The sequence below is a fragment of the Micrococcus sp. FDAARGOS_333 genome, assembly GCF_002206575.2.
GTDB lineage: Bacteria > Actinomycetota > Actinomycetes > Actinomycetales > Micrococcaceae > Micrococcus > Micrococcus lylae.
The window spans coordinates 1,098,644-1,122,880 of the sequence record NZ_NJFJ02000001.1; the positions used below are offsets into that span (position 1 = coordinate 1,098,644).

27 protein-coding genes, 1 tRNA gene and 2 pseudogenes are annotated in these 24,237 nt (G+C 67.7%); 14 read left to right on the forward strand and 16 right to left on the reverse strand.

Annotation, left to right across the window (positions count from 1 at the left end; all coding sequences use genetic code 11):
• Positions 1–97: 97 nt before the first annotated feature.
• Positions 98–448 carry a heavy metal-responsive transcriptional regulator gene (locus CEQ11_RS04900; RefSeq protein WP_088477937.1) on the forward strand — a complete coding sequence of 117 codons (351 nt, stop codon included), beginning with the start codon at positions 98–100 and terminating at the stop codon, positions 446–448.
• Positions 449–490: 42 nt separating this feature from the next.
• Here CEQ11_RS04900 and CEQ11_RS04905 read toward each other — a convergent pair whose 3' ends face one another.
• Positions 491–745, reverse strand: a complete 255-nt coding sequence (locus CEQ11_RS04905) for an LLM class flavin-dependent oxidoreductase (protein ID WP_088477938.1) — start codon at positions 743–745, stop codon at positions 491–493.
• A gap of 112 nt (positions 746–857) precedes the next feature.
• On the opposite strand from CEQ11_RS04905, the gene dusB reads away from it, so the two are divergent.
• Together dusB and CEQ11_RS04915 are read left to right on the forward strand one after the other, a co-directional pair.
• Positions 858–2,165, forward strand: coding sequence for a tRNA dihydrouridine synthase DusB (dusB, locus tag CEQ11_RS04910; protein WP_088477939.1), 1,308 nt, complete (start codon positions 858–860; stop codon positions 2,163–2,165).
• Positions 2,166–2,262: 97 nt separating this feature from the next.
• A complete protein-coding gene (locus CEQ11_RS04915; protein WP_227718893.1) occupies positions 2,263–3,582 on the forward strand; it encodes a deoxyguanosinetriphosphate triphosphohydrolase in 1,320 nt (439 codons plus the stop codon).
• A gap of 116 nt (positions 3,583–3,698) precedes the next feature.
• Here CEQ11_RS04915 and CEQ11_RS04920 read toward each other — a convergent pair whose 3' ends face one another.
• Entirely contained in the window at positions 3,699–4,550 is an 852-nt protein-coding gene (locus CEQ11_RS04920) for an NAD-dependent deacylase (RefSeq protein ID WP_067192102.1), read from the reverse strand.
• 69 nt (positions 4,551–4,619) lie between these two features.
• Here CEQ11_RS04920 and dnaG point away from each other — a divergent pair, with 69 nt between their 5' ends.
• Positions 4,620–6,533 carry a DNA primase gene (dnaG, locus tag CEQ11_RS04925; RefSeq protein WP_067192107.1) on the forward strand — a complete coding sequence of 638 codons (1,914 nt, stop codon included), beginning with the start codon at positions 4,620–4,622 and terminating at the stop codon, positions 6,531–6,533.
• A gap of 206 nt (positions 6,534–6,739) precedes the next feature.
• Here dnaG and CEQ11_RS04930 read toward each other — a convergent pair whose 3' ends face one another.
• The gene (locus tag CEQ11_RS04930; RefSeq protein WP_067192099.1) at positions 6,740–7,414 is read right to left on the reverse strand and encodes a PepSY domain-containing protein; all 675 of its coding nucleotides are present in this window, start codon (positions 7,412–7,414) and stop codon (positions 6,740–6,742) included.
• 198 nt (positions 7,415–7,612) lie between these two features.
• On the opposite strand from CEQ11_RS04930, the gene CEQ11_RS04935 reads away from it, so the two are divergent.
• The 5 genes from CEQ11_RS04935 (at position 7,613) to CEQ11_RS12880 (ending at position 9,805) form a co-directional block, all read left to right on the forward strand.
• A tRNA-Asn gene (locus CEQ11_RS04935) sits at positions 7,613–7,684 on the forward strand.
• A 110-nt stretch (positions 7,685–7,794) separates the two neighbouring features.
• Positions 7,795–8,154 carry a hypothetical protein gene (locus CEQ11_RS04940; RefSeq protein ID WP_070638870.1) on the forward strand — a complete coding sequence of 120 codons (360 nt, stop codon included), beginning with the start codon at positions 7,795–7,797 and terminating at the stop codon, positions 8,152–8,154.
• A gap of 4 nt (positions 8,155–8,158) precedes the next feature.
• Complete coding sequence (locus tag CEQ11_RS04945) at positions 8,159–8,539, forward strand: hypothetical protein (protein ID WP_067192093.1); 381 nt, start codon at positions 8,159–8,161, stop codon at positions 8,537–8,539.
• A gap of 268 nt (positions 8,540–8,807) precedes the next feature.
• On the forward strand, positions 8,808–9,656 hold the full coding sequence (locus tag CEQ11_RS04950) for a hypothetical protein (RefSeq protein WP_070638873.1): 849 nt from the start codon (positions 8,808–8,810) through the stop codon (positions 9,654–9,656).
• On the forward strand, positions 9,653–9,805 hold the full coding sequence (locus CEQ11_RS12880) for a hypothetical protein (RefSeq protein WP_168165761.1): 153 nt from the start codon (positions 9,653–9,655) through the stop codon (positions 9,803–9,805). Before CEQ11_RS04950 ends, CEQ11_RS12880 begins: the two co-directional genes overlap by 4 nt.
• Before the next feature lie 24 nt (positions 9,806–9,829).
• On the opposite strand, the pseudogene CEQ11_RS04955 reads toward CEQ11_RS12880, so the two are convergent.
• From CEQ11_RS04955 to CEQ11_RS12705, 10 genes and pseudogenes are all read right to left on the reverse strand, one after another.
• Positions 9,830–10,078 (reverse strand): annotated as a pseudogene (locus CEQ11_RS04955) (integrase core domain-containing protein); the annotation flags it as partial.
• The gene (locus tag CEQ11_RS04960; RefSeq protein ID WP_067192414.1) at positions 10,062–11,132 is read right to left on the reverse strand and encodes an IS110 family transposase; all 1,071 of its coding nucleotides are present in this window, start codon (positions 11,130–11,132) and stop codon (positions 10,062–10,064) included. The pseudogene CEQ11_RS04955 and the gene CEQ11_RS04960, both read right to left, overlap by 17 nt.
• Before the next feature lie 352 nt (positions 11,133–11,484).
• Positions 11,485–12,687 carry an IS30 family transposase gene (locus tag CEQ11_RS04965; RefSeq protein ID WP_102957544.1) on the reverse strand — a complete coding sequence of 401 codons (1,203 nt, stop codon included), beginning with the start codon at positions 12,685–12,687 and terminating at the stop codon, positions 11,485–11,487.
• A 205-nt stretch (positions 12,688–12,892) separates the two neighbouring features.
• Complete coding sequence (locus CEQ11_RS04970; protein ID WP_088477941.1) at positions 12,893–13,600, reverse strand: IS3 family transposase; 708 nt, start codon at positions 13,598–13,600, stop codon at positions 12,893–12,895.
• On the reverse strand, positions 13,597–13,734 hold the full coding sequence (locus CEQ11_RS12885) for a hypothetical protein (protein ID WP_193762985.1): 138 nt from the start codon (positions 13,732–13,734) through the stop codon (positions 13,597–13,599). Before CEQ11_RS12885 ends, CEQ11_RS04970 begins: the two co-directional genes overlap by 4 nt.
• 177 nt (positions 13,735–13,911) lie before the next feature.
• Positions 13,912–15,062, reverse strand: a protein-coding gene (locus CEQ11_RS04975; RefSeq protein ID WP_088477942.1) for an IS3 family transposase whose coding sequence is annotated in 2 segments (ribosomal slippage) — positions 13,912–14,792 and positions 14,792–15,062 — 1,152 coding nt in all. Because the reading frame shifts where the segments join, the coding sequence is not laid out codon by codon here.
• Positions 15,063–15,593: 531 nt separating this feature from the next.
• Positions 15,594–15,869 (reverse strand): hypothetical protein, encoded by a 276-nt coding sequence (locus tag CEQ11_RS04990; RefSeq protein WP_127913464.1) that lies wholly within the window; start codon positions 15,867–15,869, stop codon positions 15,594–15,596.
• A gap of 416 nt (positions 15,870–16,285) precedes the next feature.
• Positions 16,286–16,447: a hypothetical protein gene (locus tag CEQ11_RS12890; RefSeq protein WP_153239424.1), complete on the reverse strand. Its 162-nt coding sequence runs from the start codon at positions 16,445–16,447 to the stop codon at positions 16,286–16,288.
• Positions 16,448–16,620: 173 nt separating this feature from the next.
• Positions 16,621–16,908, reverse strand: a complete 288-nt coding sequence (locus CEQ11_RS12700) for a hypothetical protein (protein WP_127913465.1) — start codon at positions 16,906–16,908, stop codon at positions 16,621–16,623.
• Positions 16,909–16,911: 3 nt separating this feature from the next.
• Positions 16,912–17,322 carry a hypothetical protein gene (locus CEQ11_RS12705; protein ID WP_127435035.1) on the reverse strand — a complete coding sequence of 137 codons (411 nt, stop codon included), beginning with the start codon at positions 17,320–17,322 and terminating at the stop codon, positions 16,912–16,914.
• A gap of 208 nt (positions 17,323–17,530) precedes the next feature.
• On the opposite strand from CEQ11_RS12705, the gene CEQ11_RS04995 reads away from it, so the two are divergent.
• A complete protein-coding gene (locus CEQ11_RS04995) occupies positions 17,531–18,526 on the forward strand; it encodes an IS481 family transposase (protein ID WP_088477943.1) in 996 nt (331 codons plus the stop codon).
• Positions 18,527–18,660: 134 nt separating this feature from the next.
• Here the strand turns inward: CEQ11_RS04995 and CEQ11_RS05000 are convergent, their stop codons facing one another.
• Positions 18,661–18,909 (reverse strand): HTH domain-containing protein, encoded by a 249-nt coding sequence (locus CEQ11_RS05000; protein ID WP_049147384.1) that lies wholly within the window; start codon positions 18,907–18,909, stop codon positions 18,661–18,663.
• Between the two features lie 12 nt (positions 18,910–18,921).
• Here CEQ11_RS05000 and CEQ11_RS12895 point away from each other — a divergent pair, with 12 nt between their 5' ends.
• Both CEQ11_RS12895 and CEQ11_RS05005 read left to right on the forward strand, forming a co-directional pair.
• On the forward strand, positions 18,922–19,095 hold the full coding sequence (locus CEQ11_RS12895) for a hypothetical protein (protein ID WP_168165774.1): 174 nt from the start codon (positions 18,922–18,924) through the stop codon (positions 19,093–19,095).
• Between the two features lie 140 nt (positions 19,096–19,235).
• Positions 19,236–20,117, forward strand: a complete 882-nt coding sequence (locus CEQ11_RS05005; RefSeq protein WP_049147382.1) for a hypothetical protein — start codon at positions 19,236–19,238, stop codon at positions 20,115–20,117.
• Positions 20,118–20,446: 329 nt separating this feature from the next.
• Here the strand turns inward: CEQ11_RS05005 and CEQ11_RS05010 are convergent, their stop codons facing one another.
• Entirely contained in the window at positions 20,447–21,049 is a 603-nt protein-coding gene (locus tag CEQ11_RS05010; protein WP_070639392.1) for a cadmium resistance transporter, read from the reverse strand.
• Complete coding sequence (locus CEQ11_RS05015) at positions 21,046–21,405, reverse strand: helix-turn-helix transcriptional regulator (protein ID WP_017488126.1); 360 nt, start codon at positions 21,403–21,405, stop codon at positions 21,046–21,048. Before CEQ11_RS05015 ends, CEQ11_RS05010 begins: the two co-directional genes overlap by 4 nt.
• Positions 21,406–21,653: 248 nt before the next feature.
• Here CEQ11_RS05015 and CEQ11_RS05020 point away from each other — a divergent pair, with 248 nt between their 5' ends.
• Both CEQ11_RS05020 and CEQ11_RS05025 read left to right on the forward strand, forming a co-directional pair.
• A complete protein-coding gene (locus CEQ11_RS05020; protein ID WP_088477944.1) occupies positions 21,654–23,321 on the forward strand; it encodes a Mu transposase C-terminal domain-containing protein in 1,668 nt (555 codons plus the stop codon).
• Positions 23,315–24,232, forward strand: a pseudogene (locus CEQ11_RS05025) (TniB family NTP-binding protein). The gene CEQ11_RS05020 and the pseudogene CEQ11_RS05025 overlap by 7 nt, the downstream one beginning before the upstream one ends.
• The last annotated feature ends 5 nt before the right edge of the window (positions 24,233–24,237 follow it).

Below are 24,237 nucleotides of genomic sequence, written 5' to 3' on the forward strand. Positions count from 1 at the left end.
GTCAACACTTGGTCTTCCGGTCTGTCTTAGCCATACTGGACCTTCCAGTGCAGGGGAAGGTCAAGAGGACTTCTGCCGAAAGAAGAGGGGGCCTGCGATGCGCATCGGGGAACTCGCCGAGCGGGCGGGAACGACGGCGAAGACGCTGCGGTTCTACGAGGAGCAGGGCCTGCTGCCGCCGGCCGAGCGCACGCCGTCCGGATACCGCGACTACGCGCCCGAGACGGCCGCCCGGATCGACTTCGTCCACCGCGGCCAGGCCGCGGGCCTCACCCTCGCCCAGATCCGCCAGATCCTCGACATCCGCGACGACGGCGCTGCTCCCTGCGAGCACGTGCGCGACCTCCTCGACGCACGCCTCGCCGAGATCGAGCAGCAGATCGCCCAGCTCGCCGCGCAGCCCGACCCCGACTCGTGCAGCGCGGACCAGGTCTGCCGGTACCTGTAAACGGCAGAGCCGGTCGCACCAACGCCACAAGCCCGACATGCGCTAGCGCAGGTCGATCACGCCGGTGCCCAGGTGGATCCGCTCGGTCCGCGCGGCCATGGCGGCCAGCAGCGGGAAGGGGGAGGAGATCATCCGCTGGAAGTGGTGAACGCGGATCCAGGCGTCGTCCAGCCCGGCCGCCTCCGCGTCCACGGCCATCTGCACCGTGTCCTGCAGTGCCGCGGCCGCGTCCGGCCTGCCGGCGGAGTCGCGGTGCCAGTGTCCGAAGGAGAGGAAGCCCAGTCGCTTGTTGTTCATGTTTGAAGCAAACACCGGGGTGGGGTCTTCCATTCCCGACGACGGCCCGCTGCCGCCCTGCCCGCCGCGCTCGTCTGGGACGCCGCGCTCGTCTGGGACAATGGGCGGCGATATGACTGCAGCCTCCCAGACCACCTCCGCACCCGCCGTGGACGCGCCCGGCGTGGACCCGAACGCCGCGCTCTACGCGAAGTCCGCCGGCGCCGGCCGCCGCATCGCGGACGACGACCAGCTCCACAAGGGCACCCACGCCGGTCCCACCGCGGATCGGCTCACCCTGCCGCCGCTGACGCTCGGCCCGATCACCGTGGACGTGCCCGTGGTGCTCGCGCCCATGGCCGGCATCACCAACACCGCCTTCCGCCGTCTCTGCCGCGAGTACGGCGGAGGCCTCTACGTGAACGAGATGGTGACCGCGCGCGCCCTGGTGGAACGCAAGCCGGAGTCCATGCGCATCATCCGGCACGACCCGGACGAGGTCCCGCGCTCCGTGCAGCTGTACTCCGTGGACCCGGTGACAACCGCCGGCGCCGTGCGCATGCTGGTGGAGGAGGACCGCTGCGACCACCTCGACCTGAACTTCGGCTGCCCGGTGCCCAAGGTGACCCGCCGCGGCGGCGGCTCGGCCCTGCCGTGGAAGTCGGAGCTGTTCGCCTCGATCGTCAAGGCGGCCGTCACCGAGGCGTCCAAGAAGGACATCCCGGTGACCGTGAAGATGCGCCGCGGCATCGACGAGGACCACCTCACCTACCTGGACGCCGGGCGAGCCGCCCGTGACCTCGGCGTGGCCGCCGTGGCCCTGCACGGACGCACCACCCGCCAGTTCTACTCCGGCACCGCCGTGTGGGAGGACATCGCCCGCCTGCGCGAGGCCCTGCCGGACATCCCGGTGCTCGGCAACGGGGACATCTGGTCCGCCGAGGACGCCATCGCCATGGTGGAGCAGACGGGTGTGGACGGCGTGGTCATCGGCCGCGGCTGTCAGGGCCGCCCCTGGCTGTTCGGGGACCTGCAGAACGCGTTCGAGGGCAAGTCGGAGCGCTTCCGCCCGAACCTCGGCATGGTGGCGGACACCCTGTACCGGCACGCCGAGCTGCTGGTGGACACCTTCGGCGGCGACGAGGTCAAGGCACTGCGGGACATCCGCAAGCACGTGGCCTGGTACTTCAAGGGCTACCCCGTCGGCTCGCAGATCCGCACCGCGCTGTCCACCGTTCCGGACCTGGCGACCCTGCGTCAGCTCCTCGACGGCATCGACCGGGACATCCCGTACCCGGGCCCGGACGCCGAGGGCCCCCGGGGTCGCGCCGGTGCCCCCAAGCGCCCCCACCTGCCGGACGGCTGGCTCGACTCTCGCGACCTCAACGCCGAGCAGAAGGCCATGATCGCCGCCGCCGAACTGGACGTGTCCGGTGGCTGAGCGGACAGTCGGAGGCGACGTGCCGCCGTCGGGAACGACGAAGGAGACGACGACGGTCTCCCGCGCCCACCAGCCGACCCTCACCTCCCAGCCGGTGCTGTTCGGCCCCGAGGGCCGGCCGCCGTATGCGGGTCATGCCGTTCAGACGCCCGGCTACACCGGCTGGGACCGCACCCGTTGGCTGCCGGAGCCGTCGAAGAGCACCTACCGCTCCGACTTCGAGCGGGACCGGGCGCGTGTGCTGCACTCCTCGGCGCTGCGCCGCCTGGGAGCGAAGACCCAGGTGGTGGCCCCGGACGCGGACGACTTCGCCCGCACCCGCCTGACCCACTCGCTGGAGGTGGCGCAGATCGGCCGCGAGCTCGGCCGGTCGCTGGGCTGCGACCCGGACGTGGTGGACACCGCCTGCCTGTCCCACGATCTGGGCCACCCGCCGTTCGGGCATAACGGGGAGAAGGCGCTGGACGCCGTCGCTGAGGACTGCGGCGGCTTCGAGGGCAACGCCCAGACCCTGCGCCTGTTGGCGCGGCTGGAGCAGAAGAAGTCCTTCGAGGACGGCACGTCCGCGGGGCTGAACCTGACCCGGGCCAGTCTGGACGCGGCCTGCAAGTACCCGTGGCGGCGTGAGGACGCCCCGCTGAAGCCCGACGGCAAGCGGTCCACGAAGTTCGGGGTCTATGAGGACGACCTGCCGGTGTTCGAATGGTTCCGCCACGGCGTGCACGGCACCCGGAAGTCCATGGAGGCGCAGGTCATGGACCTGGCGGACGACATCTCCTACTCGGTGCACGACGTGGAGGACGGCGTGGTCAACAATGCCTTCCAGCTGCGGTGGCTCGCGCGCGGCGAGCACCGGCAGCGTGTGGTGGAGACCACCCGCGGGTGGTACCTTCCGACCACGGACCCGGCCGAGATCGAGGCGGCGCTGGACCGGCTCGAGGCGACCGACCAGTGGGTGTCGCAGTTCGACGGCTCCCGCCGGGCCCTGGCGGCGATGAAGGACATGACCAGCCAGCTGATCGGACGCTTCTGCACGGCCGCCTTCGACGCGACGCGGGAGGTGTTCGGCAACGAGCCGCTCACCCGCCACAACGCTGACGTGGTGGTCCCGGCGGAGACACAGATCGAGATCGCGGCGATGAAGGGAATCGCCGCGGCCTACGTGATGACCTCCGAGCAGCGGCAGCCGCTCTATGCGAAGCAGCGGGAGGTCCTCACCGAGCTGGTGGACCTGCTGTGGAGCACGGGTGAGCAGTTCCTCGAGCCGATGTTCGCGTTCGACTGGGAACAGGCCCCCGACGACGACGCCCAGCGACGCGTGGTGATCGACCAGGTGGCGTCCCTGACCGACTCCACCGCGCTCGAGTGGCACCACACCCTGGTGCAGGGCAAGAGCTTCACCCGCGTCTGGATCTGAGCCCCACCCCTTGACGTCTTGGGGATACAACACGGTGTTGAGATGCAATCTCAACGCCGTGTTGGCCCCTCACTTTCCTGGATCTGCCCCTTCCTGGCCCCTCACCTTCCTGACCTTCAGTCGACCAGGGCCGGGAGCACCTGACCGGCGGTGCCGCGCAGGACGTGGGTCACCGCGTCCGTCAGCTCGGTCTGGTCCGGGTTGACCTCCACGACGGGCGCCCCGGCTCCGAGCGCGACCAGGGGCAGGGACGCCGCCGGCTGCACCAGGCCGCTGGTGCCGACCACCACGCAGAGGTCGCAGCGCTCGAGGGCGTCGTAGGCACGGTCCCAGGCCGCCGGCGGAAGCATCTCGCCGAACCACACGATGCCCGGACGCAGTCGGCCCTCGCCGCAGACTTCGCAGCGCGGGGGAGTGTGCAGCCGCTGCGCCTCCAGGTCCTCCTCCGAACCGGCCTCCACGCCCTGGTCCAGCTCGCCGAGGTCCACGTCCGCCGGGGTGCTGCAGAGCACGCAGCGGAACTCGAACAGGGAGCCGTGCAGATGGGACAGCACACGGGTTCCGGCCCGCTCGTGCAGGTCATCCACGTTCTGGGTGGCGACCACCAGGCCCGGTGCGCCGCCGGCCTCGGGTGAGCTGCCGTCGTCGGGAACGGAGTCCAGGCGCTGCTGCCAGCGGGCGACCGCCTCGTGCCCCGGGTTGGGCTGCCGTGCGCGGACCATGCGAGCCCGCCAGCGGTACCAGGACCACACCAGCTTCGGGTCGGCGAGGAACGCCTCCTCGGTGGCGAGCTGCTCGGCGGAGAAGCGCTCCCACAGGCCGGTCTGGGCATCACGGAACGTGGGGATGCCGGACTCGGCGGACATGCCCGCGCCGGACAGGACCACAGGGCGCCGGGCCGCGGCGACGAGCTCGCGGACCTCGGCGAGCAGGCCGGGATCGACGGCGGGCGTGGGGATCTCGCTCATGGGCCCATCCCATCACGCCTCCTGCACACCCGTCCTGTCCCGTCCGGTGGTCGACCTAGGATGGTGGGCATGGCTGGGCTGATCGTGCGGAAGGACATCGACCTCGTCCGTGAGCGCGCCGACCTGAAGGCCATCGTGGAGGAGTACGTGACGCTGCGCTCTGCCGGCGTCGGCTCGTTCAAGGGCCTCTGCCCGTTCCACGACGAGCGGACGCCCTCCTTCCACATCCGCCCCGCCGTCGGCACCTACCACTGCTTCGGCTGCGGCGAGCACGGGGACGTCATCAGCTTCCTCATGGAGCTGGAGCACACCACCTTCACCGAGACCGTGGAGCGCCTGGCCGCCCGCGTGGGCGTGGAACTGCACTACGAGGACGGCGGCACCGGTCCGGACAAGGCCGAGGTGGGCCGCCGGCGCCGGCTGATCGAGGCCAACAAGATCGCCGACGAGCTGTTCGTGAAGGCCCTCGGCTCCGCGGAGGCCCAGACCGCCCGCGACTTCCTCACCGAGCGCGGCTTCACCGCCGAGCACGCCAGGCAGTTCGGCCTCGGCTACGCCCCGCAGGGCTGGTCCCACCTCCTCGACGCCCTGCGCAAGCGCGGCTTCCGGGACGAGGAGCTGCGCGCCACCGGCCTGTTCTCCGAAGGTCAGCGCGGCCTGTACGACCGCTTCCGCGGCCGCCTCGTCTGGCCCATCCGGGACATGACCGGCAACACCATCGGCTTCGGCGCCCGCAAGCTCTACGAGGACGACCCCGGGCCCAAGTACCTCAACACCCCCGAGACCGCGCTCTACAAGAAGTCCCAGGTGCTCTACGGGATCGACTTCGCCAAGCGGACCATCGCCAAGCAGCGCCAGCTCGTGGTGGTGGAGGGCTACACGGACGTGATGGCCGCGCACCTGGCCGGCATCGGCACCGCCGTGGCCACCTGTGGCACCGCCTTCGGCACCGAGCACATCAAGATCGTCCGCCGCCTGATCTCGGACGACGGCACCGGCGGCGAGGTCATCTTCACCTTCGACGGTGACGAGGCCGGGCAGAAGGCCGCCCTCAAGGCGTTCGAGGAGGACCACCGCTTCCTCGCCAAGACCTACGTGGCCGTCGAGCCCTCCGGCATGGACCCCTGCGACCTGCGCCGGCACAAGGGCGACGAGGCCGTCCGGGCCCTGATCAGCTCCCGGCGGCCCCTGTTCGAGTTCGCCATCCGCTCCGGCCTCAAGGACTATGACCTGGACACGGTCGAAGGCCGTGCCGGCGCGCTGCGCCACGCCGCGCCCATCGTGGCCGGCATCAAGGACTCCGTCCTCCGCCCCGGCTACGAGCGCGAGCTCGCCGGCTGGCTCGGCATGGACCCCAACGTGGTCCACCGGGCCGTCGCCCAGGCCTCCCGGCGGCAGGCGCCCGGGCCCGCCCCGCGCCAGGAGAACGCCCCGGGCCGAGGTGAGCCGGCAGGCGGAGGCGAGGGGCCGGCGTCGGGAAACGTTGCACCACGGCCTCAGGTGCAGATCGTCCGCGTGGACCCGCGCGACCCGGTCGCCCGGCGCGAACGCGAGTCCCTCGAGGTGGTCCTGCAGCACCCCACCCTGCTCTCGGCCGAACAGTGGCAGGCGTTCTACGAGGCCCGCTTCACCGTGCCCCAGTACGCCGCCGTGCATCGCGGCATCATGACCGCCGCCACCGGGGGAGCGACCCCGCAGGTGTGGGTCGAGTCCATCAGCGACCACGTCCCGCCCGAGGTCCGCGGCGTGGTCTCCGCGCTCGCCGTGCGGGACATCCCCGCCCGCACGGAGGCCGACGTGGTCCGCTACTGCCGAGACATCATGAACCGCCTGTTCGGCCTGCAGATCCAGCACCGCAAGGCCGAGCTGCTCGGCCAGCTGCAGCGCCTCGGCGCCGGCGGAGACCCCGCCGAGTTCTCCCGCCTCAACACGGAGCTCATGGAGCTCGAGGCGCGCCGCCGCGCCCTCCGCAGCGACGACTGACCCCCGGCCGGCGTTTTCGTTCGGGAAACGGTTGGGTTCGGCGGGCCTTTCGTTCGGGAAACGGTCGAGTCCCGCGACGCTTTCGTTCGGGCGAGCGTCGGGTTCGCGCCGCTGACGTCACCCAGTCACCCAGAACGACGACGGTCCGGCACCTTCCTGCCGGAAGGCACCGGACCGCGCACAGGCGAACGGCGTCCCGAGGAGGATCAGCCCTTCACGATGTCGCCGGTGACGGCGTCCACGTAGACCTTGTCGGCATCGTTGCCGTCGGCGTCGTCGAAGTCGATCTCCCACACGAGGGTGCCGTCCTCCTCGTCCAGTTCCACATCGTCCACGGTCTGGCCGTCGCGGCCCTCGAGGGCGGTGCTGATGGCGTCGTCGATGGAGACCTCGGCGCGGTTGGCCTTGTCCGCGTCGTCCTTGTCCGTCTTACGCTCGGTCTCGGTGACCTCGCCGTCCTGGGTGACGTCGTACTCCACGGTCTCCTCGCCCTCCACGGCCTCGACGTCCCACATGGTGTCGTCGTCATCGCGGTCCAGGGAGAGCACGATCGCGTCGGCGGCTGTGCCCTTCACAGCGTCGATCGCGTCGAAGGCCGGATCGGTGCCGGCGGCGGAGGAACCGGCGGAGGAACTCGAGGCGGCCGAGGCGGCGGAGGGAGCCGAGGAGGCGTCGTCCTTGTCATCGGCGTTGTCTGAGGCGTCGTCATCGGCGTCGCCCGAGGAGTCGGCCTGGGCAGGAGCCGAGGAGGACTGGTTGTCCTGCAGCTCGATCGAGTCGCCGGCCTCGGAGTCGCCGGAAGCGCCGCAGGCAGAGAGGGCGAGCACGGCCAGGATGCCGGTGCCGGTGAGGGTGAGCTTCTGGGTGAGGGTCTTCTGCATGGTGTGACTCGCTTTCCAATCCGGGGCAGATCGTCCGTCGATCTTGTGTTTCATGAAACGGGACGATCATGAGAACAGTGTGAGCACGTTGCGCTGGGGAACCCGAAGCCCGCGATCACGCCGATTTGGCATGTGCACGGGAGGGCTTGTAAGATAGTCTCCGTTGTCCAGATGACCTGGAGGTCGCCTGGGAGACATTCCCCCGTAGCTCAACGGCAGAGCATTCGACTGTTAATCGAAGGGTTACTGGTTCGAATCCAGTCGGGGGAGCAGAGCAGAAGCTTCCGAAGCCCCTGCACCGACGAGCTCGGTGTGGGGGCTTCGTCGTGCCTGGAGGACGACCGGGCCGCGGGAGCTAGTTGGGCCCGCCACTGTCGCCCGTGTTGGACGCGATCGCGCGGACTTCGAAGTCTCGCGGCAAGGACAACACCTCGGTCTCCGAACAGATCCACGACACCGAGGTGGTCTCGGTCGCGGAGCTGCGTCGGCTGCCGTTCGGGTGGGGGATCCTGCTGAACCGCAACGGGCGTCCGATCCTGATGCAGATGACCCGTTGGTGGGACCGCAAGGACGGCAAGCAGATCAAGGAGGCCGCGGGGCGGTACTCGAAGGCGCTGCTGGCCGAGCTGGAGTCCAAGGACCCGGCCCCGTCCACACCGACCGACGCGGACCGGGCCGAGGACTCCGTGGCGGCGTTGGACCCGGTGCCGGAGACGGCCCCGGCGATCCCTGTGCGGTGAGGGCATGGGCAGGTTCGGGCTGCACCGCACCGGCTCGGCCGAGTACAAGCGGTACCTGCGGTCCCAGGCGTGGGGGTACAGGCGGGTGCGGTGGTTCGCGGACTGCCGGCAGGCCGGCCAAGAGCCGGCCTGCCAGGTCTGCGGGATCACGCTGACCCAGGCCGGGACCCTGGACCTACACCACGTCTCGTACAAGGGCGTGGGCCAGGACGAGGAGGGCCGGTGGCAGGCCCGTGAAGCGCACAACGACCTGATGCCGTTGTGCCGGGACCATCACCAGCGGGTGCATCAGATCATGGACGGCAAGAAGGAGTTCTTTGGATGGGACCGCAGGCGGGCGACGGTCGTGATCGTGGCCAGGATGATCCGGCAGAGGCAGGCATGAGCGACGGCGGGGGTGCACGGTGCCATGTGTGCCAGCGGCCCGTCTCCACGAGGTGGCACTGTACCGATGGACGACATCTGGACCGCGCCGAGTGTCGTGCCACCGGCGGAATCGGGGTGTGGTTGTGCGGTACATGCGAGGACGCCGCGCATCGCTACATGTGCTCGACCGGGGCAGACGGGCGCGAGGCCGTTGAGGAGCTGTTCGCCCGGCTCGAGAGGCTGTTGGGCGGGCCAGCACGCCGGTACACGAGAGAAGGACGGAACTGATGACATCGCCCTGGGTTGAAGACGACGAGCCCACGGACTGGGAGGGGCCGGCGACCGCCGATGACGACGGACAGACGGGAACTCCGCTGCCCTACGTCGACCCGGAGGTCGCCGCGGAACTCGCGGGCGAGGGTCCGCCGGTGTGGATGGGCACGCGGTGGAGGGAGATCAAGGCAGAGCACCAGTGGGAGGCGTGGAACACGCTGCGTCGGTGGGTGGACTGGTTCGTAGCCGAGTACCGGCTGGTGACCTCGGTGGTGCCGCCGTGCTGGTACAAGCACTCGGACCTGACGGCCGAGCTGTATGCGGCGATGTGCATGGAGTACAAGGTCTGGGAGGAACAGGCTCCGGGGCTGGGCCCGATGATGATGTGGCACCCGCATGTGGAGATGCTCACCGCGCGTCTGCGCCGCATGGTGGATGAGGCCGGCTGCGCGAAGATCGGGAGGCACAAGGAGCCCGAGGCGTACGGAGACCGTCCAGCGTTCACGCTGGACTACGACGAGGACGACTTCACGGCCTGGGCTGGTACCACCCGTGAACAGGACACCCTCGAACGACCCGCGACGGGCGTGCAAAACGTGCGGGCACGTGTGGTGGACGGCGACGGCGGGCAGGTCGCGGTGTCGAACCCGGTGGGGCTGGCCGCCTCCCGGCAGCCTGAAGACGTGGCCGTGGTGCTGGAGATGTCCTCGTCTACGCCGTCGGCTCCACGGCTGGCGGTGTCCGTGGCTGATAGTCGGGACGACCTCAGTGTGGAGTGGGAGAGCTCCCCGGACGGGCACATCTGGGGCACCCTGGGAGATGAGCAACAGCCGGAAGACTCGAGCGAGGAGGAACGACGATGAACTGGGTTCGCGGCACCGGTAGCCCGTGGAACATGCACTGGGTCCAGCAAATGGACAGGCAGGAGTGGGACCTCTATGAGGACGACCGCACCGGCGCAATGTGGGTGGAGCGGGAGTACGGCACCGTGCTGGCCATGCTCAGCGACTGAAGCGCCCTGGGTTTCGTTCCGAGGTCAGGACGCAACGGGCGCTGAGTCCTGGTCGTGAGTGTAGGCCGCCTCGACCTCCGCCGGAGTGCGGTAACCGAGGGCCTCATGCAGGCGGGCGGTGTTCCACCAGTGCACCCACCCCATGGTGGCCAGCTCGACCGCCTGCACGGACTCCCAGAGCCGCTTGGAGTGGATGAGTTCGGCCTTGTAGAGGCCATTCACGCTCTCGGCCAGGGCGTTGACGCTCCTATAGTTGTCAACTCGCGATTTCACCGGTGCGGGGGTTGACCTTGATGAGGTGGTAGACCTCGCGGATGACGTAGCGCTTCAGGCAGCGGATGATGTCGCGCTTGCTCTTGCCTTCGGCGGTCCGACGGGCGACGTAGGCGATGGTCGGCTCGTGGAACCTCATCCGGACGATCACGGTGCGGTAGATCGCGGCGTTCAGCTGCCGATGGCCGCCGTGGTTGATGCGATGTCGGCCGCTGGTCATCCCAGACCCGGTTGGGACGGGGCTGATGCCTGCAAGCTTCGCGAAAGCTGCCTCGGAGTGGATCCGCTCGGGGTTGTCGCCAGCGACGATCAGGATCTCGGCTGCGGTATCGACGCCGATGCCGAATTGCTCCAGCAGTTGCGGTGCGGTGCGAAGGACGAGCGCCTCGATCGACGCCCTGAGTTCCTTGGCTTCGCTGTCCAGGTGCTGCCATCGGCGGGCCAGGGAGCGCAGCGCATGGCGGAGGGAGTCTGAGGGCGTCTCGAGGTTCCGAGGGCGCAGCGCTGCGAGGTGGCGAGCAAGCTTGATCGGTGTCATCCGGTTCGTCTCCCGGCGCAGTGTGTCGTCGGCGTGGACGAGCATCGCTTTCATCGAGATCATCGCCGCGGAGCGGTCGGTCACCGCCGAATCGTGCGCGATCTTGAGCTGCCTGATCATCTCGACGCTGCTGTCCGCGGTCTTCGGGATGACCGTCGCGAACCCCGCGAGCACGGAGCGGGCGGCGTTTTCCGCGTCGAGGGTGTCTGACTTCCCGTTCATGCGCCGCTGGCGGCGGTCAGGGCGTCCTGCTTCGACGACCTTGTGTCCGTGTCGGCGCAGGAAGGAGGTGAGGGTGGCGCCGTAGGAGCCGGTGCCCTCGATGCCGAACGCAAGGACCTTGCCGAATGAGTCCGCCCAGCTGAGAAGCTGCTTGAAGCCACCCGTATCGGTGGGGACGGTGAGGGTCGCGAGGATGCCGCCGATGGTGTCGAGCACGGCGGCGACGTGGATGTGCTTGTGGGTGTCGACGCCGATGACGACGTGCCCGGAGTGGACGGTTTCGAGTGTGCTCATGGTGCCTGTCTCCTTTGACGGTTAGCGTGGTCTCACGCTGTCGCCGGCGGGTGGACAGGACTGTCACGGGGACGCTCTCGACATGCTGCTCCAGGCTCCTATTAGGTCACGCCCGATCCGGCGGCAGCGCTTGCTGCGTGCCCGGCCGGGCGGTCGACAGATCAACGCAAAGGCACCCTGCGGGCCAATCGTAAGCAAGGGTCAGACCGCGTCGGCCGGGACTCCCCAATCCTCGCGGGATCGGGTAGAAACAGACTGACAGTCGTAGGAGTCGCCCACGGTGCCCACCGAAGCGCTCACCCCGGCGGTGATGAGCGCGTCCGAGTACGCCAAGCTGACGTACTGGGCGGGTTCAACCGGTCGTTGCAACACCGTGCGTTGAGAGCGAGCGTAGCTGCTCGGCGAAGACCTCCGCGGGAGTCTTCCAGTCCAGGACCTTCCTGGGCCTGTTGTTCAGCGTGTACGCGACCGCGGCGAGGTCGTCCGCAGACCAGCGCGACAAGTCAGTTCCCTTGGAAAAGTACTGCCGGAGCACCCCGTTCATGTTCTCGTTCGTCGGCCGCTGCCACGGAGAGTGCGGGTCCGCGAAGAACACTCTCGTGCCCGTAGCCATCGTGAACTGAGCATGCCCAGCCAACTCTCCACCTCGGTCCCAGGTGAGCGTCTGACGCAGCTGCTGGGGAAGGCCCGTCATCGCCTTAGTCAGGGCCGCGGTCATCGCCTCGGCCCCGTACCCGCCCAGCGACGGCCCGTTCTTCACCGGCGACCGCTCACCCCATCCCTCCAGGCGGGGCAAGTGGACCAGGATCGTGGCCCGGCTCTTGCGCTCGGCCAGAGTCCCGATCGCTGAACGCTCGGTCCCGATGATCAGGTCCCCTTCCCAGTGCCCGGGCACAGCACGATCAGCGGCCTCAGGTGGGCGCTTGCTGAACACCACGTCCTCGGTGACGTGGCCCTGGGGCTTGTTCCGGGTACGTGCCCGCGGCTCGCGCAGAGCCCGCCCGGTACGCAGGCACCCGACGAGTTCGCGTTTGAGTGCGCCCCGTCCCTCGACGAACAGGGACTGATAGATCGCCTCGTGAGAGATCCGCATGGACACATCATCCGGGAACTCCAGGCGCAGCCGGTGGCTGATCTGCTCAGGGCTCCACGCCGTGGACCACCGCCGGTCCGCCCGGCGCGGTTTCATCTTCCGCCCCTTGAAACCGGGCCCGACCGGTCCCGGCACGGCCACGCCATCGGGGCCCAGGACCACCCCGTTCAGCCGTGCCTGGACGTAGTCATGCAGCCGCTGGTTCGTGGCCAGCTTCGCCGGCTTGGGCCGCCTGGCCGCCTCCTGAGCCTTCCACTGCGCCACCGTGGCCCGGTACTCCTTGCTCCCGGAACGAGTGGCGCAGTTACGGCGCAGCTCACGGCTGATCGTGCCGGGATCACGTCCCAGGGCACGCCCGATCTGACGCACCCCGTGGCCCTGAGCGTGGAGGATCGCGAGCTCCTCACGCTCAGCGAAGGACAGATACCGGCCGGTGGGCTCGGCTAAGGACAGCGGGGTCATCCCGCCAGCGTGACGGAACCAGCGCGCCCCGACGGGCCAGGACACGCCCACCGCCAGCGACGCCTCGACCGTGGTGACACCGGTGGCGATCACACGACAGAACTGGCGTTGGACCTCCCGTGAGGGCTGCGGCCTGCCAGGAGAGCGCATCGGGGCCCGCAAGGCCCGATCCGCTCTCCACTGCCGACGTGTCCCCTCGGGCACGTCACTGATCTTCCTCGCCCAGTCCTTGCTTGCCATCGCCCATACCTCCAGTGATTCCGAGAGGGTGTTGCGACGACCGATTGAATCCACCCTGGGCGCCTCGGTCCGAGTGGTGCACCAGGCCTTGGCGGCCACGGCTGGCACCCGTGCTCAGGAGAGCATGTTCAAGGGCCAGCAGCGGCAGCCCCTGGGTATGCAGAATGGCTGACACGGCCCACCCCACGATCCGGCGGGTGAAGACGTCGGTGATGAACGCGACGTAGCAGAACCCGGTCAAGATCCTGACGTAGGTGATGTCAGCGACCCACAGCTGGTGAGGACGCTCAGCGGCGAAGCGGCGTTCGACCAGGTCCGGGCGGGTATCCGGCTCACCTGCCGGTCGCGTGGTGATCGGCTTGCGGCCCCGCCGCACTCCCTGCAGACCGGCGGCCCGCATGAGCCGGGCGACCTGGTCCCGGCCGATCTGCCAGCCGGCCCGGACCATCGCGTGGTGCATCTTCCGGACCCCGTAGACGCCGTAGTTCTCCGCGTGGATCCGCCGGAGTTCCTCGATGAGGATCGCATCTCGCAGCGCCCGCGCGGAGGTGGGCCGTGTCTTCGCGGCACGGTAGGCCCGGGAGGTGATGAACCCACACGCTGTCGCACTAAGGGTGCGGCAGATGGCCTCGACCCCGAAACGATCGCGGTGTTCGTCGATGAACGCGATCATCTCGTCGTGGGGCGGTCGAGTTCCCTGGCGAAAAAAGCCGAGGCGGCCTTGAGGATCTCGTTCGCCCGCCGGGCCTCGGCAAGCTCACGCTTGAGCCGGCGAATCTCCTCGGCCGGACTCTCGCCAGCAGGCACTGGTGCTACCTCGTGGCCGTGGCGATGGCACCACATCCGCAGCGTCTCTTCACCGACTCCGACCTGCGGGGCGATGGCTCGGATGGAGTGCGAGCGAGGCCCTCCTTGAGCGGCTTGGCGTTCCAGGACCATCCGCACAGCGCGCTCACGCAGCTCGGGGGTGTTGAGCCGCCCCCTTCATTCGGTCCGGACGTTCTGTGAGTCGTCGGTTTCCATTTGATGGGTGCACTGCCGAGCGTACTCGGCTGGGGTTAGGTAGCCGAGCGAGGAGTGCCGGCGGTGGTGGTTGTACTCGTCCTTCCAGTCGCCGATGATGACCTGTGCGTGCAGCAGCGAGTAGAAGCTGTTGATGTTGAGGCACTCGTCGCGGATCCGGCTGTTGAACGACTCGACGTACCCGTTGCGCCACGGCGAGCCCGGAGGGATGTAGGACAGGCCGGTGCGGGTGCCGGCCCAGTCGGCCATCGCCTCGCTGATGAACTCCGGCCCGTTGTCCGACCTGAGCACCGCCGGGGCGCCCCGGGCGGCGACGAGGTCCTCGAGGTGGGCGGTGAGTCGGTCGGCGGTAATCGAGCGCTCCACGAGGCCGCCGATGCACTCCCGGGTGTGTTCGTCGACGATCGAGCAGATCTTGATCGGTCGTCCGTGCTCGTCGGCGTCGAACTGGAAGTCCACCGCCCACACCACGTTCGGCGCGTCCGCCGTCGGCGCGTCGACGGTCGAGGACCCGACGCGCTTGCGTCGACGCCGCTGCGGGACCCGGAGCCCTTCGTCACGCCACAGGCGTTGGATCTTCTTGTGGTTCACCACCCACCCCTCGGCGCGGGCGTCGTGATACGCCCGCCGATACCCGTAGCGGGGATGGTCCTTCGCCCAGGCGCGCAGCCACTCCCTGAGCGCCCGATCCGGGTCCGTGACCGTGTCGCCCTTGAGCGGTCGCCGGTACGCGGAGCGGCTCAGCCCGACCAGACGGCACGCCATCCGTTCGCTCACCCGCAACTTGCGCTTGAGGTGATCGACGGCGGCGCGGCGCCTGTCCGGGCTTAGAAGTTTCCCTCAGCCAGCTCCTTGAGCGCGGCCTTCTCCAGCTCCGCTTCCGCGAGCAGACGCTTCAGGGTCGCGTTCTGCTTCTCCAGCTCCTTCAGGCGCTTTGCGTCGTCGGCCTTGAGGCCGCCGTACTGGTTCCGCCACCGGTAGTACGTCTGCTCGGACACCCCGAGCTCCCGGCACACCGCCGCGACGTCCTGACCATCGGCGAGCATCCTGTCGGCCTGCCCGAGCTTACGGACGACCTGCTCGGGGGTGTGACGCTTCCTGCTGTTCGTCATGATCTGACCAGTCTCCCTGCCCGCGACCGCGGGCAACAGGACGACTCTCATAACGACTGGACCTACGAAACGGGGTCAGCCCAGTGTACTTCTTGGGCATGTTCCGATTCTCCTTCAGTTGGATCGGAACGAAACCCAGGGCGCTTCAGACGGTGGCTGGCGGATGACGAAGAACGGGGCGCCGTACCGGTCCCGGTACCGCGTGTTCGAGATTGGCCGGAACCGATGTTATCGAGCGCACGGATGTGTTGTTCTCGGGGCTGGCTCATGGTGGGCACTTCGATGAACGCCAGGAGGGTGCTGGGCGGTATCAGGCCGTGCGTCGGGAATGCGTCGAAGCAATCGAACGGAAGCTCCAGGTCGCTGTGACGCAGAGCTGACTACAGGAGCACCATGACGGAGCGGCCCCGATACCGGAGAGGTATCGGGGCCGCGGGCTTCTCGGTCTGACGTAGGAGATTCAGTCAGGACGGCCAGCCTGTGATGCCTTCGAATAGTTGGCTCAGGCTGAGGCTGGCCGTCGTGTTGGGGTCAGTCAGTGCGATTGGTGGCGCGACGATGCCGTGCGGTCTCGAAGATCACGTGCAGGATCGAGGCAACCAGAATCAGAGCAAGTGCAAACCACGTCCACCCGTCCAGGCTAAGGTTCGCGATGTCGTGGCCCTGGTTCTGAAGGTCGGTGATGGTGCTCTTGAACTTGTAGCTGACGATGGCTGACAAGCTGACCAGGACAACAAGTGTGGCCCATGCGACTGCTCGTTTGCGGATGAGGATGGATGCACCGAACATGACGGTCCAGAATCCCACGACGATAGGGAGGGCGCTTGTCAGCATCAACGACCCCACCAGGTTCTGGAGCGAAGTCGGGACCTGGTCATTTTTGACTTCTTCGACACCAGCGAGGATCGGGACTGGTTGGGGGTCGGTGGTTGCGTCAGTGGGTTGGTCGTTGGGTGCGTCAGAAGACGGGTCGGTGGCTGAGGCGGAGGCGGTAAGCAGCAGGAGGGCGTGCAGGGGCGCAGGAGGGCGTGCAGGGTGCGGACCGGCGGAGCCGGAGCAAGTTAGATACTTAGCTATGCTAAGTCGCTTTCGGCCTAGTCAGGCCGGGATTCGTTGCACTGTGCTGGGGGTGCAGGCGCAGGGGGTCAAGCGTCGTCGGAGGCGTCCGTTTTGGGGGCCTGGGGGGTGTCCGGGGTGCGCGGCGGGTCGTTCTTGTGGATCGCTTAATGAACGGCGCGTGTGCTGACGCCTTCGCGCTCGGCAATGGCGCGCATGATCATGCCTTCGGTGCGCATGGCGCGGATACGTTCATGGAGCGCGGCGACCTTGACGAAGTACTTCTCGCAGGGCTGGGCAACCGTGCGCCGGAGCGGTCCGGGGTGCACCCCGGACCGCTCCACGAGGACGCGGGAGGGCCATTTGGGATTGGCTGGAGCTGGGCAGTCCGTGTCAGTGTGAAAAGTAGTTCAATTCTTCATAAGAAGTGAACTAATCACAGGAGGGGGTGGGGTCACAAAGCTAGAAGCGAGGCTCTCAATCAAAGCGACTATAATATTCGTCATTCTGATTTTTCTTCTAGCTTCTTTTCGAGCTTATTCTTCCTCCTGTTTAGGCGCCACCAAGAAACTGACCCCTTGAGCTGGAGGGCTCCTAGTTCGTCGAGGGATGGGAGCCCCTTGTCAGACAGCCTTTTGGAGACCTCTGTCTTGTCTGCTCCTTGCATCGTTGCAACGAGTGCGTGCGCTTCCTTGACTGGAGCGGATGCTAGAGGGTGGGTGGAGAGTTTCGCGTTGACTGCCCTTAGCTCCTCTTCAAGGGCTGAGCGGGAAATGCCTCGGAGTGGCATAGGTCACTTCCCCCTCAGGCAGGCAAGCGCAGCCCGTCCTCCTGCGGCGAGAAACGCCTCAGGGGTCCCCCGAGTCATGATCTGGGTGATCTGAGGCCCATTGAGACCGATTCCCATGAGGCACCTATAGACAGCCCAGGGCCACGCCTGCGTTTCGGCTACTTCCGGGCCGGTCTTCTTTTCCTCGATTAGAAGATCAGAGACATCCCACTCGCTGGATGTGCTTCCTTGATTCTCGAAGTCGCCGGGAAGCGAGGCGGCGGCTGCGTACCCGTCTGTTGCTTGAGGGGTGAAGGCGGGCTGGGCCGCCCAGGCGGTAGCCCCGAAGTTGCTGACGGTGAGGGCTCCTACGATGGAAAACGCGGCCCCGGACTGGGCTAGACGAGAGAGGCGCGGTCGATGCTTGTCGGGCATGAGAGTCTCCTTCGAGTGGATATGACGCGCCCCACTGTACTGTGCGTTCTCTATGCACCGCTATTGCTCTCTGATCCCTCTCGCTCAAGAGGACCTCTTCCTAGGTGTGATGTCCAGGGACGTTGTTGCGTGAACAGCTGACAGGCGAAGGCCTCCTGTTGCGAGAGTGGAGTTGTCGAGAAACCGCTCACGCGAACAGAAGGCCTTCATGTCCCACGCTAACGCCGCCCTGACCCCTCGCGCCCGCCTACGCCTGGCCAAGCTCATCGTCGAGGAGCACTGGCCGGTGGCCACCGCGGCCAAGATGTTCATGGTCTCCCCACCCACCGCACGCAAATGGGCCACACGCTTCCGGGCCGAGGGACCTGCAGGGATGGCAGACCGGTCCAGCCGGCCGTCCACGATGCCGACCAGGACACCGCCGGCGGTGGTGAAACAGATCGTGGCCGCCCGATGGCGCCGACGCCTGGGGCCGGCACAGATCGCTGGAGAACTCGGGATGCCGGCCTCCACCGTCCATGCCGTGCTCGTGCGCTGCCGGATCAACCGCCTCGCCCGTCTGGACCGGGTCACCGGCGAGCCGATCCGCCGCTACGAGCACCCCCACCCCGGGTCGCTGATCCACGTCGACGTCACCAAGTTCGGGCGCATCCCCGACGGGGGCGGACACCGATTCGTCGGGCGTCAGCAGGGCATGAAGCACCGCGCGGCGACCTCGGACCGCGAAGGAACCCGTGATGCCCGATATCAGCCCCGGCTCGGGGTGGGCTTTCTGCACACCGTGATCGATGATCACTCCCGCTTCGCCTATGTCGAGATGCACTCCGATGAACGCAGCCAGACGGCCATCGCGGTGTTGCGCCGCGCGGTCGCCCACTTCGCGCGCCTGGGCGTGGAGGTGGAGCGGGTGCTCTCGGACAACGGCTCGGCCTACCGCTCGCATGCCTGGCGTGATGCCTGCACCGAGCTCGGGATCAAGCCCAAGCGGACTCGGCCCTACCGGCCGCAGACGAACGGGAAGATTGAGCGGTTCCATCGCACGCTCGCTGACGGGTGGGCCTACGCCCGGTTCTATAGCTCAGAGACGGAGCGCAGGGCCGCGTTGCCTGGATGGCTGCACTTCTACAATCATCATCGCGTCCACTCCGCGATCGGCGCCGTGCCTGCCACCAGGCTCAACAACCTCCCTGGACATCACACCTAGGCGATGCTGATGGCCGGTTGGCGTTCATCGCGGCCCTTAGGAGCTCGCACTTTGGAGTAGAGCACGTTTCCGTGTCAGAGCCTTCTGATGTCGCTGGTCCTCCGTTGAGACGCTGAGGGGCTTTCTTGCTGGTCTCAGTCGTCCTTGTGGATCGCGTAGTGCACCGTCCCGACGGTGACGCCTTCCTTGGCAGCAATGGCGCGCATGGAGAGCCCTTCCGCGCGCAGAGCACGAATGCGTTTATGGCGTGCGGCGGCGTCCGCCAAGTAGTCCGCGCGTTCCTGGGCGACGGTGCGGCGGATGGTGCGCGGCGAGACTCCGAATCGCTCGGCTAGCTCGCGGGCGGTCTGCTTGCGCTTGGCGCGCGTAGGGGTGCTGGTCATGCGTCCTCTCCCATGTGTGACGAGCCGAGCACGCCCAGCCCGGACGAGGTCGCTGCCGCGCGCACGCCGGCCGGCGGATGGACCAAGGCCCAGCTGGCCGCCTGGGGCGTGCCGTGGCTGCCACCGAAGGGCTGGCGCGCCGAGCTCGAGGAGCAGTGGAAGGCCCTGGGGCGACCCTTCGCCTGACTGCCGCACGCTCTCCCCGTGAGCCCCCGGCCTCCTTGGAGGAGCCGGGGGCTATCGCGTCCGCCCTCGCCGCTACCGTGAAGGCTCCAGTACACAGCACGGCGGGGTAGTGACCCGCCACGACAGAACAGCGAGGTCTCGTGCGACCCACGATCTTCACCCTCCGCGTCCTGAACTACGTCCACACCAACGGCCTCGTCGGCCAGCACCTGCGGGACATCCCCACTGAGGTGTGCCCACCCGACCGTGTCCAAGTCGCCGCCCGAGAGCTCATGCAGCTCGAGATGATCCCCAAGAACACCCCCTTGGCTGGCTGTATCCCGATTGCTGTCCTGCCCCGGTGTGCCTTCGACGCCGAGCGGGTTGCTCGGGCATACCCGCGCGTCGAGGCCCAGTGGCTGCTTCTAGAAGCAGCCGAGGCATGTCCCAATGATGCCGGCGTCTACGACGACCTCCAGGCCCTGGACCTCACCGATCGTCAGATTCAGAAGGCGTCTTCGGACCTCGAGGCTCATGGTTACCTCGAGCCCGGTAGTACCAGTTCGTACCGGCCCGTACTCACGTCCGCAGGCCTTGATCTCGTGGCCGCCTACCAGACTCCCTTCGTGTGGCCGCCGGCAGAAAGCGGGTTCTCAGTGACCAACCACCACGACAACTCCGTTACTCAGAACGTCCAGACCGGCAACGGGTCGAACGTGGCCCTAGCCGGCCACAGGAGCAACGTCACCCTCACCGTCCAGAGCCAGGACCGCCCGGCGCTGGCGGGACAGTTCGAGCAGCTGCGCGAGGTGCTGCACGCGGAGGAGGGCCTCAGCGATTCTGACGCCGTACGTGACCTGCTGACGCGCGTGAACATGCTTGAGGAGCAGGTGGAGGACGGCGACGGCAAGATCCCAGCCAGCCTGCTCGAGCGCTTCCTAAACAAGGCCGTCGAGACCCTCGCGGACGAGTCTGCACAGCGCATCATCCCGGTCCTCAGCACGATCTACGTCCTGTTCGGTCTACCGCCGCTCCCTGCCTGACCGCTCATCCACCGGTGCCCGCCGCATGGCGCTACGGTGCTCCTCAGCGCGTCAGGACGATTCCCCTCCTGGTCAGCGCGCTTGGCCACCGATCCTGATCTCTCATGCAGGGTGGCTCCGTTGCCCGCGCTCGTCCTATTGGCCGTCGAGCCGGGTATACCCCTTTACACGCCCTGCCCTGTGGCTTCGTTCGCTTGGTGGCGGGGTTTTTGCAGCGCTCCGTGGCGGTCTTGTTGCCGCGATCACGCAGGACTGGCCGCAGGTAGGTGTCGCGGTCTGAACCGAGAGGGGTGCGCCCGGTCGGGGCCGTTTGGATCGCTGCCGCTACGTCAGAGTCCGAAGGCTCCGCCGCTGACGAGGATCACGATGCCGAGGCCGATGAGAACGATGGGGAAGAGGATGTGCTCCCAGCGTTCGAGCACTTCGGCGATCGGGGGGCGGGTGGCGACGAACTTTGCCAGGGCCACCAGGACCGCGACGAGCGCGAGGAAGACGATGCAGTAGGCGACTACTGCGAGAGGTTTCACGCTGAGGAAGACAGGGGTGTAGACGCCGATGTTGTCGCCGCCGTTGGCAAGGGTGACGCCTGCGACTGTCCACACGCCGACCTTCTTGCCGGCAACCTTGGCCTCGTCGTCATCGTCGTCATCGTCTCCGCGCCAGGCCTGCCATGCGGCCCAGAGGCCGAGGCCCAGAGGGATGAGACCGAAGTACGGGATGGCTGCCGAGGGCAGGAATGCTCCGGCGCCGATGGTCACCAGGACCGCGGCACCGAGGATGCCGGCGAATCCGAGGTACTGGCCGGCCAGAATGCGGGCGGTAGTGCCGCGCTGGCCTGCCCCTCGCGCGAAGAAGAGGGAGAGCACGATGATGTCGTCGATGTTGGTCGCTGCGAACAGGCCCATCGCCTGCAAGACCGAGGTGAGGATCATGCGCCCTCCCCAGCTGCGTCGCATCCGGGAAGCGAGCAGGCGGGATCGATGCACGGGGCGTCTTCGTCCACTGCCAGGGTGGCATCGACCAGTGCCGTCAGCGCCTGCGCCAGGTGCGAATCGGCGATCTCATATCGTGTCCGACGACCCTCGGGCTCGGAGACGACGATCCCGCAATCGCGCAGGCATGCCAGGTGGTTGGACACGTTCGGGCGTGTCAGGTCCAGATCTCGGGCCAGTTCCGCCGGGTAAGCGGGATGGTCGAGCAGGGTCAAGATGATCCGGGATCGAGTGGGGTCGGCCAGTGCACGACCCAGGCGGTTCATCACGTCGAGACGCGAAGCAATAGTCATCATGGACTGAACTATACAGTGCGAACTGAACACTCGGTCACAGGCGTCAGCCCAGATCGCCTGCCCGTAAGGGGATCCTTCACCGTACGTCGAGCGAGCTCAGTCCTCGTGTCATTTTCAGAAGTCGACTGCGCTCTCGGGCCCGTCCTCTCGGGGGTGGTGTCGTCGACTCCCGAGCCCTGGTCGTTCAGTAGTCCTGTGCACTAGCGTCGCATCTGCTCAGTAGTCCTGTTCTCTATGAGGAGGCGGGCGTGGACGGCGACCAGGATGAGATGGCTGGACCGGGCGTGCTTGCGGTGCCCGAGCGTGAGTGGGAGCAGGCCCGGTTGCGGGCCGGGGTGATCGGTCGCCTGGCCGAGCACGATCCAGTGGGACTGGCTGCCGTCGACGAAGCCGCGATGGAGCTGGGGATCTCCCGGCGCCGGGTGTACGTGCTGCTGGAGCGGTACCGGCGGGGCTCGGGCCTGGTCACTGATCTTGTCCCCCGGCGATCGGATGGTGGCAAGGGTGGGGGCCGGCTGACGGAGCCAGTGGAGCAGATCATCCGTGAGCTGGTGCGCCAGCGGTACTTGACCCGGCAGAAGCGCAGCATTGCCTCCCTGCATCGGGAGATCACGCGGGCCTGCGCCGTGCAGGGGCTGCCGGCTCCGGCACGGAACACGGTGGCCGCGCGGATCGCTCGGATGAATCCGGTCGAGGTGGGCCGGCGGCGCGAGGGGGCCGAGAGCGTCCGGCCGTTGCAATCGGCCGGGGACGAGGTTCCGGTAGTCGAGTCGATCCTGGACCAGGTGCAGATCGATCACACGGTCATGGATCTGATCGTGGTCGATGACCGTGACCGTCAGCCGATCGGACGGCCGTATCTGACGGTGGCCATCGACGTGTGCAGTCGGTGTCTGGTTGGAATGGTGGTGACCTTGGAGCCGCCCTCGGCGGTGTCGGTGGGGTTGTGCCTGGCCCATGCGGCCGGTGACAAGCGGCCCTGGCTGGAGCGGCTCGGAATCGACGCGGCCTGGCCGATGAGTGGCAAGCCGAAGGCCCTGTATGTGGACAATGCTCGGGAGTTCAAGAGCGAAGCGCTCACCCGCGGGTGCGACCAGCACGGTATCAGCCTCGACTACCGCCCGCTGGGCCGGCCGCATTACGGCGGGATCGTCGAGCGGGTCATCGGCACGGCCATGCGACAGATCCACGAGCTGCCGGGGACCACGTTTTCGAACCCAGTCGAGCGTGGAGCGTACGACGCCGAGAAGATGGCCGCACTGACGATTGCCGAGTTGGAGCGGTGGCTGGTGTTGGCTGTGGCGACCTACCACGGCACGGTGCACTCCACGCTGGGCCAGACCCCGGCCGGACGGTGGGTCGAGTCGGTCGCAGCGACCAGTACCCCGATGACGACGGCCAACCCAACGGCGTTCTTAGTGGACTTTCTGCCCGTGTTCCGCCGCAAGCTCACGCGCACCGGGTTTGTTCTAGACCATGTCCACTATTTCGCCAATGCGCTCAAGCCGTGGATCGCACGCCGCGAGGCCCTGGAGCGGTTCCTCATCCGGCGGGATCCGCGCGATATCAGCCGCATCTGGGTGCTGGACCCCGAGGGCACCGCGTACATCGAGGTCCCGTATCGGGCGTTGTCGAACCCGGCGGTCAGCGTGTGGGAGCACCGGCAGGCTCTGGCCCGGCTGCGCGAGCGTGGGGCCACCGAAGTCGACGAGTCGGGCCTGTTCCGGATGATCGAGCAGATGCGCACCATCTCCGAGACCGCCCAGAAGACCACCAAGCGCACCCGCCGCGAGAGGCAACGCCGCACCCAGACCGGGACGACCACTACGAGGCCGACGCCCCCGGTGCCGGAACCACCGGTCGTACCAACGGACTTGGATGTGGTGGCCCGGTTCGGGGAGATCGAGCAATGGTGAATGCCAACGAGTACGAGCCGCTGGAGCTGTCCCACTTGCACCCGGCCGCGCAGCCGGTGGCGCGATTGCCGGCGGCCGAGCGGGTCCAGCGGATCCGCGCGGACCGCTGGATCGGCTACCCGAAGGCGGTCGAGGCCGTCGAGCGTCTGGAGACCATGCTCGGCTGGCCGGCGAAGCAGCGCATGCCCAACCTGCTACTGGTGGGCCCGACAAACAACGGCAAGTCGATGATCATCGAGCGCTTCCGCCGGCAGCACCCGCCCAGCTCCGAACCGGACCGGGAGCAGGTCCCGGTGGTGTGCGTGCAGATGCCCTCGGAACCATCACCCTTGCGGTTCTACACCGCGATCCTGTCCGTCCTGGGCGCACCCCTGCGGCCCCGGCCTCGTCTGGTGGAGCTCGAACGCCTCGCCTTGTCCCTGCTGCGCGAGGTCGGGGCGCGGATGCTGGTCGTTGATGAGCTGCACAACGTGCTGGCCGGTCGCGGGGACACCCGTCGGGAGTTCCTGAACCTACTGCGGTTTCTGGGCAACGAACTGCGCATCCCGCTGGTCGGGGTCGGCACCCGCGAGGCCTACCTGGCGGTGCGCTCCGATGACCAGTTGGAGAACCGCTTCGAACCCTTCGTGCTCCCGCTCTGAGAGGCCGACGACCAGGCGAGATCCCTGCTGGCCAGCTTCGCCGCCTCCTTCCCCCTTCGGAAACCATCGGTGATCGACACCGAGGACATGGCCCGCTACCTGCTGGCCCGCAGCGAGGGCACCATCGGGGAGCTGGCCCACCTGCTGACCGCGGCCGCGGTGGCCGCCGTCGAGTCCGGCCTCGAGGCCATCGACCACCGGACCCTGACGATGGCTAACTACACCGGGCCGACCGAACGCCGCCGGGTCTTCGAACGCGAGCTGCTGTGAGCACT

Coding starts and splice junctions, on each gene's coding strand:
- CEQ11_RS05010 (WP_070639392.1), bottom strand. CDS start 21,049: ATGATCCTCACCTCGGTCTTGCAGGCGATGGGCCTGTTCGCAGCGACC.
- dnaG (WP_067192107.1), top strand. CDS start 4,620: ATGGCTGGGCTGATCGTGCGGAAGGACATCGACCTCGTCCGTGAGCGC.
- dusB (WP_088477939.1), top strand. CDS start 858: ATGACTGCAGCCTCCCAGACCACCTCCGCACCCGCCGTGGACGCGCCC.
- CEQ11_RS04920 (WP_067192102.1), bottom strand. CDS start 4,550: ATGAGCGAGATCCCCACGCCCGCCGTCGATCCCGGCCTGCTCGCCGAG.
- CEQ11_RS05015 (WP_017488126.1), bottom strand. CDS start 21,405: ATGATGACTATTGCTTCGCGTCTCGACGTGATGAACCGCCTGGGTCGT.
- CEQ11_RS04950 (WP_070638873.1), top strand. CDS start 8,808: ATGACATCGCCCTGGGTTGAAGACGACGAGCCCACGGACTGGGAGGGG.
- CEQ11_RS04930 (WP_067192099.1), bottom strand. CDS start 7,414: ATGCAGAAGACCCTCACCCAGAAGCTCACCCTCACCGGCACCGGCATC.
- CEQ11_RS12705 (WP_127435035.1), bottom strand. CDS start 17,322: ATGCCCGACAAGCATCGACCGCGCCTCTCTCGTCTAGCCCAGTCCGGG.
- CEQ11_RS04945 (WP_067192093.1), top strand. CDS start 8,159: ATGGGCAGGTTCGGGCTGCACCGCACCGGCTCGGCCGAGTACAAGCGG.
- CEQ11_RS12700 (WP_127913465.1), bottom strand. CDS start 16,908: ATGCCACTCCGAGGCATTTCCCGCTCAGCCCTTGAAGAGGAGCTAAGG.
- CEQ11_RS04970 (WP_088477941.1), bottom strand. CDS start 13,600: ATGATCGCGTTCATCGACGAACACCGCGATCGTTTCGGGGTCGAGGCC.
- CEQ11_RS04960 (WP_067192414.1), bottom strand. CDS start 11,132: ATGAGCACACTCGAAACCGTCCACTCCGGGCACGTCGTCATCGGCGTC.
- CEQ11_RS05000 (WP_049147384.1), bottom strand. CDS start 18,909: ATGACCAGCACCCCTACGCGCGCCAAGCGCAAGCAGACCGCCCGCGAG.
- CEQ11_RS12895 (WP_168165774.1), top strand. CDS start 18,922: ATGTGTGACGAGCCGAGCACGCCCAGCCCGGACGAGGTCGCTGCCGCG.
- CEQ11_RS04900 (WP_088477937.1), top strand. CDS start 98: ATGCGCATCGGGGAACTCGCCGAGCGGGCGGGAACGACGGCGAAGACG.
- CEQ11_RS04905 (WP_088477938.1), bottom strand. CDS start 745: ATGAACAACAAGCGACTGGGCTTCCTCTCCTTCGGACACTGGCACCGC.
- CEQ11_RS04965 (WP_102957544.1), bottom strand. CDS start 12,687: ATGACCCCGCTGTCCTTAGCCGAGCCCACCGGCCGGTATCTGTCCTTC.
- CEQ11_RS04995 (WP_088477943.1), top strand. CDS start 17,531: ATGTCCCACGCTAACGCCGCCCTGACCCCTCGCGCCCGCCTACGCCTG.
- CEQ11_RS12880 (WP_168165761.1), top strand. CDS start 9,653: ATGAACTGGGTTCGCGGCACCGGTAGCCCGTGGAACATGCACTGGGTC.